Here is a 12,628-nt window from a genome sequence, read left to right as displayed (position 1 = left end):
AGCCATGACCCAGAAGCTCACCATTACCCGCCCGGACGACTGGCACCTGCACCTGCGCGACGGCGCCGCCCTGGCCGCCGTACTGCCCGATACCGCGCGCCAGTTCGGCCGCGCCATCATCATGCCGAACCTGAAGCCGCCCGTGACCACGGTGGAGCAGGCGCAGGCCTATCGAGCCCGCATCCTGGCCGCGCTGCCGGCCGGCATGAGCTTCGAGCCGCTGATGACGCTGTACCTGACCGACAACACCCCGGCCGAGGAAGTCGTCGCGGCCAAGGCGAGCGGCTTCGTGCACGGTGTCAAGCTGTACCCGGCCGGTGCCACCACCAACAGCGATGCCGGCGTCACCGACATCCGCCGTTGCGCGGCCGCGCTCGAGGCGATGCAGCGCGTAGGCATGCCGCTGCTGGTGCACGGCGAGGTGACCGATGGCGATATCGACATCTTCGACCGCGAAGCCGTCTTCATCGACCGCGTCATGACGCCGCTGCGCCGCGACTTCCCGGAACTGAAGGTGGTGTTCGAACACATCACCACGAAGGATGCGGCCCAATATGTACGCGACGCCAGCGGCCCGGTCGGCGCGACGATCACGGCGCACCATTTGCTGTACAACCGCAACGCGATCTTCACGGGCGGCATCCGCCCGCACTACTACTGCCTGCCGGTGCTCAAGCGCGAGATTCATCGCGAAGCGCTGGTGGCCGCGGCGACGTCCGGCAGCGAGCGCTTCTTTCTCGGCACCGACAGCGCCCCGCACGCGCGCGGCCTGAAGGAACATGCCTGCGGCTGTGCCGGCTGCTACACCGCGCTGCACGCGATGGAACTCTATGCCGAAGCGTTCGATGCCGCTGGCGCGCTCGACAAGCTCGAAGCGTTCTCCAGCTTCAACGGCCCGGCGTTCTACGGCCTGCCGCGCAATACCGGCACGCTGACGCTGGAGCGTGAAGATTGGGAACTGCCGGCCGAGCTGCCGTATGGCGATGCCACGCTGGTGCCGCTGCGCGCAGGCGAAATGCTGCGCTGGAAGGCGCGCTGAAGCGCAAGGCATTGAGGGCAGTCACCTCAGCGGCGAACCTGGCGTTCGCCGCTTCTCTTTCAGGGATCGACTGGGCGCGGCCGTGGTTCCGGCCGTTCGAAGCCATAGGCGCAAGCGTGGCCGGACGCGTGGCGGAGGGCGCCTCCTTGCATACGTGCCTGAACGAGCAGGCGACCCGGGCGGGTTTATGCAATATCCAGGGCGTTTCGCTCAGATTCGTCGTACAAGAGGCGTTGCCCGCCGGTATTGCCTACGAGGCGCATATTCACGCCACCGGCGAGGTGCCCACTCGCGATAATCTCCACGATTTCTTCAACGCGCTGATCTGGCTGCATTTCCCCCGGGCCAAGGCACGACTCAATGCGATCCAGGCCGGGGTGATCGAATGCGTCGGCGTGCAGGCTGGCCGTGGCGGCGTGCGGGATGCCGCAACGCTGTTCGACGAGAACGCCGTACTGTTCCTCAGCGCGGATGCTGGCCTGGAGGCTGCGCTGCGCGGGTTTGGGTGGCAGGAGTTGTTTGTCGGGCGCAGGGAAGACTGGGGTCGCCATTGCGTGGTGGTGCCGTTCGGCCACGCGCTGCTCGAAAAGCTGGTGGATCCGTACAAAGCCGTAACAGCCCATGCCTGGCCGCTGGCGCTGCCGGCGGCCGCGGCCGGATCGCCCATGCTCGATGACGCGCTGGCCGTGTCATTGCGTGCGGCGGCCGACGCCGGCACACTCCGCGGCGGTCGCAGCTTCGCGCCGCTGCCCGTCATGGGCATTCCCGGCTGGTGCGATGCCAATGCCGATGCGGCGTACTACGCGGACATGACGGTTTTCCGGCCGGGCCGGCGACAGTCGATCGTGGACTGACTGGCGGCCCGCAATGGTGTTAGACTTCGGGCCGCAAAGCAGGCCAGACAATCGCTGCTTGCATCGCAAGGTGCAAGGGGAGGAAAGTCCGGACTCCACAGGGCAGGGTGTTGGCTAACAGCCATCCACGGCAACGTGCGGAATAGGGCCACAGAGACGAGTCTTGCCGCCAGGTCTTCCTGGCGGGAAGGGTGAAACGCGGTAACCTCCACCTGGAGCAATCCCAAATAGGCAGGCATCGAGGCGGCCCGCTGAGCCTGCGGGTAGGGAGCTGGAGCCGGCTGGTAACAGCCGGCCTAGAGGAATGGTTGTCACGCGCCGCCCGCCGCAAGGTGCGGTGGCGTGCACAGAATCCGGCTTATCGGCCTGCTTTGCACTTGTCTTCCGATGTTTCCCCGGCCAGTCTCGGACTGCCCGGGCATCCGCGCTTCGTCAGCCTTCGACGATTTCCATCGTGTGCGTAATCTCCGCGGTCTTGGCGATCATGATCGACGCCGAGCAGTATTTCTCGTGCGAGAGCTTGATTGCGCGCTCGACCGTGGCCGGGCTCAGGTTCTTGCCGGTCACGACGAAGTGGAAATTGATGCGGGTGAAGACCTTGGGGTCTTCGCTGGCGCGCTCGGCTTCGAGCTTCACGCTGCAGCCGCTCACTTCCTGGCGGCCGCGCTTGAGGATCAGCACCACGTCATAGGCGGTGCAGCCGCCGGTACCCAGCAACACCATCTCCATCGGACGCGGCGCCAGGTTATGGCCGCCGCCCTCCGGTGCGCCGTCCATGGCGACAATGTGTCCGCTGCCGGTCTGGGCGACGAAGCTCATGCCCTCGGCGCCCATCCATGTCACTTTGCATTCCATTTTGTTCGTTCCTGTTATCTGAGTCGTGCGTTTGCGGTCACAAGCGCGTGATCTTGAATCTTGCTTTTTCCGGCCTATGACATCGTAAGCCGAGCGGGTCGAAGCCGATATCCCTGCTGAAACTGAGGGTTTCTTCTAATGTGTCAGCCCGATGGCAATGCAATTTTCTTGTCAACATGCTGATTTTAAAGGAAAAATCCACATTCCCGGTGAGGGGGTGGCTATCCCATGATGTGGAATTGCATTTCGCAGTGCAAATTTCTCTTGCATCAGGGATTACCCCATGTATAATTCCAATCATTGAACGACGGCGCAGACAGCGCGCCAGAGTGCGAAAACGAAGCCATCGGCCAAGTCCTCCGCACCGCCCGCATGAAACACCGTCGATCTCCCAGTGTCTCCTCCACCCTCCTCCTTTGGTGGATTCAAACCCAGGCCTCAACCGGCTTGGGTTTTTTTTCGCCTGTACCCGGCAAGTGCATCAAGCGCCTCGGCCCGTCGCATTCATTGTCAGCGGCGGTATGGCGATCTTGACGAAATCCCTTGGCTTTGCTTGTGTCCGTCTCGCGTTCGACAGTATAATCTACGGCTTTTCCGCCATGCCCGCGGGAAGAGAAGTAGGGAGAGCCTGCGAAGACAAGCAGGAAGGCCAGGTCCACAGGATCGGCCGACGAGATTTGCAGGGGCGAGTACAAGCCTTCGCGAGTCAGTAATCGGGCAGTTCTCTAATAGTCAGGAAAAATCATGAAGACCTTTTCCGCCAAGCCTCATGAGGTAAAGCGCGACTGGTACGTGATTGACGCGACGGACAAAGTCCTCGGCCGTGTTGCCAGCGAAGTGGCACGCCGTCTGCGCGGCAAGCACAAGCCGGAATTTACTCCGCACGTCGACACGGGTGATTACATCATCATCGTCAATGCAGCCAAGCTGCGTGTCACGGGTACCAAGGAAACGGACAAGAAGTACTATCGCCATTCGGGTTACCCGGGCGGTATCTACGAAACGACGTTTGGCAAGATGCAGCAGCGCTTCCCGGGCCGTGCCCTGGAGAAGGCTGTGAAGGGCATGCTGCCGAAGGGTCCGCTGGGCTACGCGATGATCAAGAAGCTGAAGGTTTACGCCGAAGCCGAGCATCCGCACGAAGCGCAGCAGCCCAAGGCGCTGGAAATCTAAGGAGGCCAATCCATGATCGGTAACTGGAATTACGGTACTGGCCGCCGCAAGAGCGCCGTGGCACGTGTCTTCATCAAGTCGGGCAAGGGCGACATCATCGTCAATGGCAAGCCCATCAAGGAATACTTCGCTCGCGAAACTTCCCTGATGATCGTGCGCCAGCCGCTGGAACTGACCGAACACGCCGCAACGTTCGACATCAAGGTCAACGTTACCGGCGGCGGTGAAACCGGCCAGGCCGGTGCCGTCCGTCACGGCATCACCCGCGCTCTGATCGACTACGACGCAACGCTGAAGCCGGCCCTGTCGAAGGCTGGCTACGTCACGCGTGACGCGCGTGAAGTGGAGCGTAAGAAGGTCGGTTTCCACAAGGCACGTCGCCGCAAGCAGTTCTCGAAGCGCTGATGTGTGTTCGCCAGTCCGGCATTGCCCGGATCGCGCGAAACAAGAAAAACCGCACGCTGGTCGTGCGGTTTTTTTTCGTCCGTGGCGGACGGGAGAGGTCCTTGCCTGCGGAAAAAGTCACAATTTCGGCGCCTGCTTTGGGGGGGAGAATGACTGCTTCAGCGATTACAATGCGCTCCGCATGTTGACGGCAGAGCGCTTTAGAATCCATCAAGGAGTGAGGGATGTTGTTTTCCAAGAAGAAGGGGCTCTCGATCGATACGCTGATCGGTGAAGGCACCGCCATCGATGGCGATCTGGTGTTTTCAGGCGGCCTTAGGCTCGACGGCAAGGTGCGCGGCAATATCCGCGCCGCCGAGGGCAAGCCGAGCATGCTCGTCATCAGCGAGAAGGGCATGGTGGAAGGCGAGATCGCCGTCGGCCACCTGATCCTGAATGGCACGGTGAAGGGGCCTGTCCATGCCGGCGAATTGCTGGAACTCCAGCCCCACGCACGCGTGCTGGGCGAGGTGCGCTATGCCGCGCTCGAGATGCATCAGGGCGCATTGGTGGAAGGGCGGCTAGTGCCGCTGGGCCAGGAAGAACTCAAGACGGTCCCGAAACTTCTGGCCGCCGAAGGTGCCGCCGAGGACATTGAAGGCGCCGATGCTGCGCTCGACGTTGCTGAAGCCGGGAAAGCGGCCTGAGCGCCACGTGCAATCTTTCGCAGAAGCCCTTGAAAACCAAGGGTTTCGGCACGATTTTCCAGTAGCGCTTAGAATACAGGCGTATCTAATCAGGAGAACCCCATGAACGCAGTCGCAGAGGCACCCGCAACCGAGGACGTGCCGGCACCGTTCGTCTTTACCGACAGCGCCGCCGACAAGGTCAAGCAGTTGATCGAGGAAGAGGGCAATGCCGAGCTGAAGCTGCGCGTGTTCGTGCAGGGCGGCGGCTGCTCAGGCTTCCAGTATGGCTTCACGTTCGACGAGGAAGTCAACGAAGACGACACCACCATGGTCAAGAACGGCGTCACCCTGCTGATCGACTCGATGAGCTATCAGTACCTGGTCGGCGCCGAGATCGACTACAAGGAAGACATCAACGGCGCGCAGTTCGTGATCAAGAACCCGAACGCATCCACCACCTGTGGTTGCGGCTCTTCGTTCTCGGTCTGAGGCAAGACGTTTCGGAAAAAGGCGCACCTCCGGGTGCGCTTTTTTTATTCCTGCGGCGCTCGCCAGACCACCGGAAACCAGTCTTCCCGCATCCGCTCGCCGGTTTGCTGGCCAATGCCCGGGAACGGCGGTGAAGTCCGACCTGGCCGCTCCAGGAACCGCACATCGTCGCCCAGGAAGCGTGCCGAAAACGCGCGGCGCCGACTGGTTCCCGTATTGCCGGCAGCGCCGTGAACGGTGCGGAAATCGAACACCACGGCATCGCCGGGTTCCAGTTCGGGCTGCAGGATGGTATGGCTGCCGTCTTCCACATCGGACATTTCCATGAAGGCGTCATCGCCGCCATAGAAGTTCTCGTTGCTGGCCCAGCGCTTGGGCCGGACCAGCCGTGGCCAGCGGTGCGAGCCCGCCACGACGCGCAGGGTGTTGGCTTGCGTCACCGGGTCCAGCGGAATCCAGTAGCTGGCGGTCTGCAGGCCATCCACGCAGTAATAGGGCAGGTCCTGATGCCACGGCGTTGGCTTGGCCGTGCCGGGTTCCTTGACGAGGATGTGCTCGTGGAACACCTGCGCCGTCAGCGATTGCATGATCTGCCCCGCAATGGCGGCGGCCGGTGAATGGCGGATGAACGCCTCGAACGGTTCGATGCGCTGCCAGTTGCAGTAGTCCTCGAAGAAACGGCCGCGTTCGCCGTCGCCCACGTTTTCGATCGCGAACGGGCCGGGCTGCGCCAGGTTTTGTTCGAAACCGTCGCGCAAGCGCTCCACCCAATCGGTGAAGGCGCCGCGCAACACCAGCACGCCGTCACGCTGGTAGCTGCGAATCTGTTCTGCGGTGATTTCCATGGCAAGGCTCCGGGGCGGGGACGAGCCCAGTATCGGCAACCCTGATCAATAGGAAAAGCATATATTTCTTATGCTGTAGTATAGGAAATCATGATCCCCTTCTCGTTCCGGCAACTCGAATACTTCGTGGCGGCGGCCGAGCACGGCAGCATCAGCGCCGCCGCGCGGGCGCGCCACGTATCCCAGCCGTCGGTGTCGACGGCCATCGCGCAGCTGGAAGACACGCTCGGCGAGGCGCTGTTCCGCCGCCAAGTCAGCCGCGGCCTGGAACTCACGCCTGCGGGCCAGCGCCTCCTGACCAAGGCGCGCGATATCCTGGCGCTGGCTGCCGGGATCACGGTGGATGAAGCGGGGCAGCAAGGGCTCAGCGGCCGACTGTCATTGACCTGCTTCCAGGATCTGGGCCCGTACTTCGTGCCGCGCCTGCTGGCGGGCTTCCGCGAGCGCCACCCCGGCATTTCCGTCACGCTGTTCGAAGCGGACCTGGCCAGCGTCCATCGCACACTGCAGGCCGGCAAGGCCGAACTTGCGCTGACTTATGACCTCGGCTTCGACCAGCGCGTCGATCGCTGGGTGCTGGCTAGCCTGCCCCCCTACGCGCTGCTGCCGGCCAATCATCCGCTCGCCGGCCAGCGCGATATCGGTCTTGCCGAACTGGCTGGCGAGCGCCTGATCCTCGAAGACATCCCGCAGACTCGTGAGTACTTCCTGTCGCTGTTCTGGGCCCACGGCCTGCATCCGACGCTGCACCAGTACACGCAGAGCTTCGAGATGCAGCGCGGCCTGGTGGCGCATGGCTACGGTGTCGCGTTGTCCTGCACGCGCCCGGCCGGCGACCACAGCTATGACGGCCTGCCCATCGCGTGCCTGCCGTTGCGCGAGCCGGTTACCGCGCAGCGTGTCGTACTGGCGCGCACACAGGCCGTGCGCGCGTCTCCGCTGGCGCGGGCGCTTATCGACTGGGTGGTGGAGAGCGGTGCGGCGGTGCCGGCCTGAGTGCGGCCGCCGATCGGTGGATCAGCGCGGGTAGATCGCGCCAAGCACGCGCGGACCGGCGGCGCCGGTGACGGTGGCGACATTGCCCGGCAGACGCAGCAGGCATTGGCGCGCCAGCCAGGCGAAGGCGATGGCCTCCACCTGGGAAACCGGCACCCCGAAGTCCTCGGTGGTCTGCACGGACAGGCCGGGCAGCGCCTGCGCCAGACGCCGCATGATGTAGCCGTTGCGGGCGCCGCCGCCGCACACGATCAGGCGTCGCGCCTGGGGCGAGTGGGCACGGACATCGCGCGCAATCGCCTCGGCCGTCAGCGCGGCCAGTGTCGCTTGCACGTCGGCCGGCGTCGGCTTGGGATTGCCGCGCGTCCCGAGGCGCGCTTCCAGCCATGCGGGATGGAACAGGTCGCGGCCCGTGCTCTTGGGCGGTGCGGCATTGAAATAAGGGTCGGCCAGGCATTCGGCCAGCAGCGCGTCGTCGACGCGTCCGCTTGCGGCCCACGCACCGTCGTTGTCGAACGGCATGCCGAGCTGTTCGCCGATCCAGTAATCGAGCAGCGCATTGCCCGGCCCGCAGTCAAAACCGATCACGGCACCACCGTTGCCGGGCAGCACGCTGATGTTGGAGATGCCGCCGATATTGCAGATCACGCGCGCCTCGGCCGCGTCGCCGAACAGCGCCTGGTGCAGCGCCGGCACGAGCGGTGCACCCTGGCCGCCGGCCGCCACGTCGCGGCTGCGGAAATCCGCCACCACGTCGATGCCCGCCAGTTCCGCCAGCAGTGCGGGATGCTGGCTTTGCCGGGTATAGCCGGTCTTGTCGTAAAGGCCCGGCCGATGGCGGATGGTTTGCCCATGCGCACCGATCGCTGCAACATCATCCGGCTGCAGTCCCGCCTGTCCGAGCAGCGAGGTCACGCAGCCAGCATAGACGCGTGCGAGCGCATTGGCGGCCAGCGCCTCGCGATGGATCTCGTTGTCGCCCGGCTGCTGCAACTGGCCGAAATCCGTGCGCAGCGCCTCGGGGAAGGGTTCGTGCGCAGCGGCCAGCACCGTGGGGCGCTCGCCGCTGAAGTCCACCAGCACGGCGTCCGCGCCGTCCATGCTGGTGCCAGACATGATGCCGATATAGCGGTCGCCGTGGGCGCGCATGGAGTCTCCGGGCGGAGCGGCTGTCAGTTGGCCGCGGTAAGGACGTTATAGGTGCGCAGCGCGTTGATGCGGCTGAGCATGGTGCTGGTATAGCCCAGGAATTCCTGGCGCGCCTTGCCGGTCAGCACAGGCGCTTCCATCAGTGCGATGCTCAGCGGGTTCTGCGGCACGTCGTTGAAGCGGAATTCGTAGTGCAGGTGCGGCCCGGTGGCCCAGCCGGTTTGCCCGACATAGCCGATTACCTGGCCCTGCGTCACTTTCTGCCCCTGCTGCACGCCGGCAAAGCCGGACAGGTGCGCATAGTAGGTCGAATAACCGTTCGCGTGCTTCAGGATGATGATGTTGCCGTAGCCGTTCTGGCGGCCGACAAAGTCGATGGTGCCTTCACCGGTGGCCAGCACCTTGGTGCCCGTCGGCGCGGCGAAGTCCACGCCCTTGTGCTGGACCCACTCATGATGCAGCGGATGATCGCGGCCGCCGAAGCCCGACGACACGCGCGAGAACTCCACCGGTGAACGCAGGAACGGCCGCTTCATGCTGCGGCCGTCGAAGGTGTAGTAGGCGCCGTTGCGCTCGCCTTCGGGCGCGAACCAGAGCGCCTGGTGGAGCTGGTTCCGGTTGATCAGCTCGATCGCCACCACGCGGCCGTTGCGGATGAACGCGCCGTCCTGGAAACCGGCTTCGTAGATGATGCGGAAGCGGTCGCCACTGGCGATGTCATGCTGGAAATCGATCACGCCGGAGAAGATCGACAGCATTTGCTGCACGATGTCATCGGGCACGTTGGCTGCGTCCATGGCCTTGAAGAAGCCGCCCGCGGAGATCGAGCCGGACGCCATCTCGTAGCGCAGGTCGTTGTCGACGTTCTGCACGCGCGCCTTGTAGCCCGTCGTGCCACCGGCCTTTGCCGGCTCGACGCGCTCGATCACGAGTTCGCGCGAGGTTGCGGCGTCGCCGCCCAAATTGGCCTGCAGCGACACCAGCATATTGCTGTCGTCGATCTGCGCCTGCACGGCCTGGCCCGGGTTGAGGTTGAACAGGCCTCGCGCGGTCGGGTTCTTCAGGATGAACGCCTGCGCGTCGGGATCGTCCACGCCCAGGCGGCGCAGCAGCGACGCAATGGTGTCGCCGCGCTGCATGCGCTCCTGGCGCACGTAGACGGCATCGGAATCGACATCGACAAGCTGCGCGAGCTGTTCGCGCACATCGGGCATGCGCAGCGTCTCGTTGACGCGCGGCGCATCCGGGTCGTTGAAGGCGCTGCGGGGCGCCACGCCCATGGCGGCAGCCATGCCGAGCGTGAAAATCGCGCCCACCGAAGCGGTGAGCTGCTTGCGCCGTCGCGCGTGCTGGGGGTTGGTCGGGTCGACGAGAACCACCAGCTCACGCGCGAAAACTTCGCGGAGTCTGGACCACATCACGTAAAATTCAGCCTTGGTCTGGGCACCGCTGCCGCGACGATGTCTGTCGTCTGCCTTCCTCCCCCGAGGTGCGGCGCGTGCTATTCAAATTTATTTGCCACCTGGTGTCGGCACTAGAATGGCGGGTGGCGCGCGGGCTTGGTACCGCTTGGCGCCAGGAAGCGCGGATTATACCAAGAATCGGCCCGGGGCCGAGTGGCGCATCCGCCAAATTTTCATGTATTTCAAAGACTTACGTCATGACTGAAGCATCCTCCGGCCCCGCGGCCAAATATCCCCTCACGCCGTCGGTCATGCACGCGCTTGAGGTCTCGAAGCGTGGCTGCGACGAACTGCTGATTGAAGCCGAATGGGCCCAGAAGCTGGCCCGCAGCGAAGCGACCGGCGTTCCCCTGCGCATCAAGCTCGGCCTCGATCCCACTGCGCCGGACATCCACATCGGGCACACCGTGGTCCTGAACAAGCTGCGCCAGCTCCAGGACCTGGGCCACCAGGTGATCTTCCTGATCGGCGACTTCACCTCGACCATCGGCGACCCGTCGGGCCGCAACAGCACCCGGCCTCCGCTCACGCGCGAGCAGATCGAGACCAACGCCCAGACCTACTACCGCCAGGCCAGCCTGGTGCTCGATCCGGCGCGCACCGAGATCCGCTACAACAGCGAATGGTGTGACCCCCTCGGCGCACGCGGCATGATCCAGCTTGCCGCCAAGTACACCGTGGCCCGGATGATGGAGCGCGACGACTTCACCAAACGCTTCCGGTCTGGGATTCCCATTTCGGTCCATGAGTTCCTTTATCCACTCATGCAGGGCTACGATTCGGTCGCGCTGAAGTCGGATCTCGAACTCGGCGGCACCGACCAGAAGTTCAACCTGCTGGTCGGGCGCGAACTGCAGAAGGAATACGGCCAGGAGCCGCAGTGCATCCTGACCATGCCGCTGCTGGTGGGCCTGGACGGCGTCGAGAAGATGTCCAAGTCCAAGGGCAACTACGTCGGCGTGACCGAAGCGCCCAGCGAGATGTTCGGCAAGCTGATGAGCATCTCGGACGACCTGATGTGGCAGTACTACACGCTGCTGTCGTTCCGCCCGCTGGCCGAGATCGACCTGATGAAGCAGGAAATCGCGCTTGGCCGCAACCCGCGCGACTGCAAGGTGATGCTAGCGCAGGAGATCGTGGCGCGCTTCCACAGCCAGGCCGATGCCGAGAAGGCACTCGAGGACTTCAACCACCGCGCGCGCGGCGGCGTGCCGGACGACATCCCGGCCGTCAGCCTGTCGGGCGCGCCGCTGGGCATTGCGCAGCTGCTCAAGCAGGCCAACCTGGTGCCGTCCACGTCGGAGGCCAACCGCAATATCGAGCAGGGCGGCGTGAAGATCGACGGTGCCACGGTCAGCGACAAGGCCGTCAAGGTCGCCGCGGGCACCTACGTGGTCCAGGTGGGCAAGCGCCGCTTTGCCCGCGTGACGCTGGCCTGAGCCGGGCGATGATCGCACTGATCCAGCGCGTCGCGCAGGCCCGGGTGACCGTCGGCGGCCGCACCACCGGGGAGATCGGCGCCGGACTGCTGGCGCTGGTTTGCGCCGAGCGTGGCGATACCGAAGCGCAGGCCGACCGGCTGCTGGCCAAGATGCTGTCCTATCGCGTGTTTTCCGACGCGGACGGCAAGATGAACCTGCCGGTGCAGAATATGGACGGCAACGGCGGCGCGGGCGGGCTGCTGGTGGTGTCCCAGTTCACGCTGGCGGCCGATACCAACAGCGGTACCCGGCCCAGCTTCACGCCTGCGGCGTCGCCCGAGGACGGGCGCCGCCTGTACGAGTATTTCGTCGAGCGGGCGCGCGCGTCGCACCCGGACGTGCAGACGGGCGAATTCGGGGCGATGATGCAAGTGAGCCTGACCAACGACGGACCCGTGACGTTCTGGCTGCGCGTGCCGCCGCCCGGCAACGCCTGAGCCTGCCGCAGACCGCCGCAACCCGGACCGGCAGCAGGAAACCACGATGGCCGCGTCCGCGCTGGCCATCCACAGACAGGAGAGACAAATGAAACTCTGGAGCAAGTCCTTCGCCGACAACACGCCGATCCCCGGCGAGTTCGCCTTCTGCGTGCCCGACGCCGCCGCCCACGTGGCCCTGTCGAGCAACCGCAACCCTGACCTGCATTGGGAAGACGCGCCGGCCCAGACGCGGTCCTTCGTCCTGATCTGCCATGACCGCGATGTCCCGAGCAAAGGAGACGACGTCAACCAGGAAGGCCGCGAAGTGCCGGCATCGCTGCCGCGCGTGGACTTCTACCACTGGGTGCTGGTCGATATTCCGCCGGGCCTGACCACTATCGCTGCCGGCTCGCACAGCGACGGCGTGATCGCGCGCGGCAAGCCGGGACCCGAAGCCGCCGGCGGCACGGCCACCGCCGGCGGCCTGCGCCACGGCATCAACGACTACACCGGCTGGTTCGCCAATGACGCCGACATGAAGGGCGACTACTACGGCTACGACGGCCCGTGCCCGCCGTGGAACGACACGCTGCTGCACCACTACGTGTTCACGGTTTACGCGCTGGACCTGGAGCGGGTGCCGCTGGACGGCAAGTTCACGGGCGCCCAGGTGCTGGAAGCCATCCGCGGCCATGTGCTGGCGCAGGCCAGCCTGACCGGCACTTACACGCTCAACCCCAAGGTGGCCGGCTGAGGTCGTGTGCCCGGCGTGCTCGCCGGGCAAGATAAGCA

General features: G+C 64.7%; 14 protein-coding genes and 1 other RNA gene. 11 read left to right on the top strand and 4 right to left on the bottom strand.

Annotation, left to right across the window (positions count from 1 at the left end):
• Positions 1–4 precede the first annotated feature (4 nt).
• The 3 genes from pyrC (at position 5) to rnpB (ending at position 2,270) form a co-directional block, all read left to right on the top strand.
• The gene (pyrC, locus tag AC3FKH_RS00475; RefSeq protein ID WP_488672040.1) at positions 5–1,039 is read left to right on the top strand and encodes a dihydroorotase; all 1,035 of its coding nucleotides are present in this window, start codon (positions 5–7) and stop codon (positions 1,037–1,039) included.
• 11 nt (positions 1,040–1,050) lie between these two features.
• A complete protein-coding gene (locus AC3FKH_RS00470) occupies positions 1,051–1,893 on the top strand; it encodes a DUF3025 domain-containing protein (protein WP_488672038.1) in 843 nt (280 codons plus the stop codon).
• Between the two features lie 35 nt (positions 1,894–1,928).
• An RNA gene (gene rnpB / locus AC3FKH_RS00465) (RNase P RNA component class A) lies at positions 1,929–2,270 on the top strand.
• Between the two features lie 55 nt (positions 2,271–2,325).
• On the opposite strand, the gene AC3FKH_RS00460 is transcribed toward rnpB, so the two are convergent.
• Complete coding sequence (locus tag AC3FKH_RS00460) at positions 2,326–2,748, bottom strand: OsmC family protein (protein ID WP_488672036.1); 423 nt, start codon at positions 2,746–2,748, stop codon at positions 2,326–2,328.
• 744 nt (positions 2,749–3,492) lie between these two features.
• Between AC3FKH_RS00460 and rplM the strand changes: the two genes are divergently transcribed.
• The 4 genes from rplM (at position 3,493) to erpA (ending at position 5,483) form a co-directional block, all read left to right on the top strand.
• On the top strand, positions 3,493–3,921 hold the full coding sequence (gene rplM / locus AC3FKH_RS00455) for a 50S ribosomal protein L13 (protein WP_010813907.1): 429 nt from the start codon (positions 3,493–3,495) through the stop codon (positions 3,919–3,921).
• 12 nt (positions 3,922–3,933) lie between these two features.
• Positions 3,934–4,326 carry a 30S ribosomal protein S9 gene (gene rpsI, locus AC3FKH_RS00450; protein ID WP_483710445.1) on the top strand — a complete coding sequence of 131 codons (393 nt, stop codon included), beginning with the start codon at positions 3,934–3,936 and terminating at the stop codon, positions 4,324–4,326.
• A 224-nt stretch (positions 4,327–4,550) separates the two neighbouring features.
• Positions 4,551–5,012, top strand: a complete 462-nt coding sequence (locus AC3FKH_RS00445; RefSeq protein ID WP_488672030.1) for a bactofilin family protein — start codon at positions 4,551–4,553, stop codon at positions 5,010–5,012.
• A gap of 102 nt (positions 5,013–5,114) precedes the next feature.
• The gene (gene erpA / locus AC3FKH_RS00440; protein ID WP_211948827.1) at positions 5,115–5,483 is read left to right on the top strand and encodes an iron-sulfur cluster insertion protein ErpA; all 369 of its coding nucleotides are present in this window, start codon (positions 5,115–5,117) and stop codon (positions 5,481–5,483) included.
• A gap of 44 nt (positions 5,484–5,527) precedes the next feature.
• Here erpA and AC3FKH_RS00435 read toward each other — a convergent pair whose 3' ends face one another.
• Complete coding sequence (locus AC3FKH_RS00435; RefSeq protein ID WP_488672028.1) at positions 5,528–6,328, bottom strand: phytanoyl-CoA dioxygenase family protein; 801 nt, start codon at positions 6,326–6,328, stop codon at positions 5,528–5,530.
• A gap of 90 nt (positions 6,329–6,418) precedes the next feature.
• On the opposite strand from AC3FKH_RS00435, the gene AC3FKH_RS00430 reads away from it, so the two are divergent.
• Positions 6,419–7,324 carry a LysR substrate-binding domain-containing protein gene (locus AC3FKH_RS00430; protein WP_488672027.1) on the top strand — a complete coding sequence of 302 codons (906 nt, stop codon included), beginning with the start codon at positions 6,419–6,421 and terminating at the stop codon, positions 7,322–7,324.
• A 21-nt stretch (positions 7,325–7,345) separates the two neighbouring features.
• On the opposite strand, the gene AC3FKH_RS00425 is transcribed toward AC3FKH_RS00430, so the two are convergent.
• Both AC3FKH_RS00425 and AC3FKH_RS00420 read right to left on the bottom strand, forming a co-directional pair.
• On the bottom strand, positions 7,346–8,473 hold the full coding sequence (locus AC3FKH_RS00425) for an anhydro-N-acetylmuramic acid kinase (protein ID WP_488672025.1): 1,128 nt from the start codon (positions 8,471–8,473) through the stop codon (positions 7,346–7,348).
• A gap of 23 nt (positions 8,474–8,496) precedes the next feature.
• Complete coding sequence (locus AC3FKH_RS00420; RefSeq protein ID WP_488672024.1) at positions 8,497–9,891, bottom strand: M23 family metallopeptidase; 1,395 nt, start codon at positions 9,889–9,891, stop codon at positions 8,497–8,499.
• A gap of 242 nt (positions 9,892–10,133) precedes the next feature.
• On the opposite strand from AC3FKH_RS00420, the gene tyrS reads away from it, so the two are divergent.
• The 3 genes from tyrS to AC3FKH_RS00405 all read left to right on the top strand — a co-directional run bounded on the left by tyrS (position 10,134) and on the right by AC3FKH_RS00405 (position 12,590).
• Positions 10,134–11,375, top strand: a complete 1,242-nt coding sequence (tyrS, locus tag AC3FKH_RS00415; protein WP_483710451.1) for a tyrosine--tRNA ligase — start codon at positions 10,134–10,136, stop codon at positions 11,373–11,375.
• A gap of 8 nt (positions 11,376–11,383) precedes the next feature.
• Positions 11,384–11,854 (top strand): D-aminoacyl-tRNA deacylase, encoded by a 471-nt coding sequence (dtd, locus tag AC3FKH_RS00410; protein WP_488672022.1) that lies wholly within the window; start codon positions 11,384–11,386, stop codon positions 11,852–11,854.
• An 88-nt stretch (positions 11,855–11,942) separates the two neighbouring features.
• Complete coding sequence (locus tag AC3FKH_RS00405) at positions 11,943–12,590, top strand: YbhB/YbcL family Raf kinase inhibitor-like protein (protein ID WP_488672020.1); 648 nt, start codon at positions 11,943–11,945, stop codon at positions 12,588–12,590.
• Positions 12,591–12,628 lie beyond the last annotated feature (38 nt).

The organism is Cupriavidus sp. 21MJTG02-4, assembly GCF_057798975.1.
The sequence above is the reverse complement of the archived record's forward strand: the minus strand, read 5'-3'. Positions and strand labels throughout refer to the sequence as shown.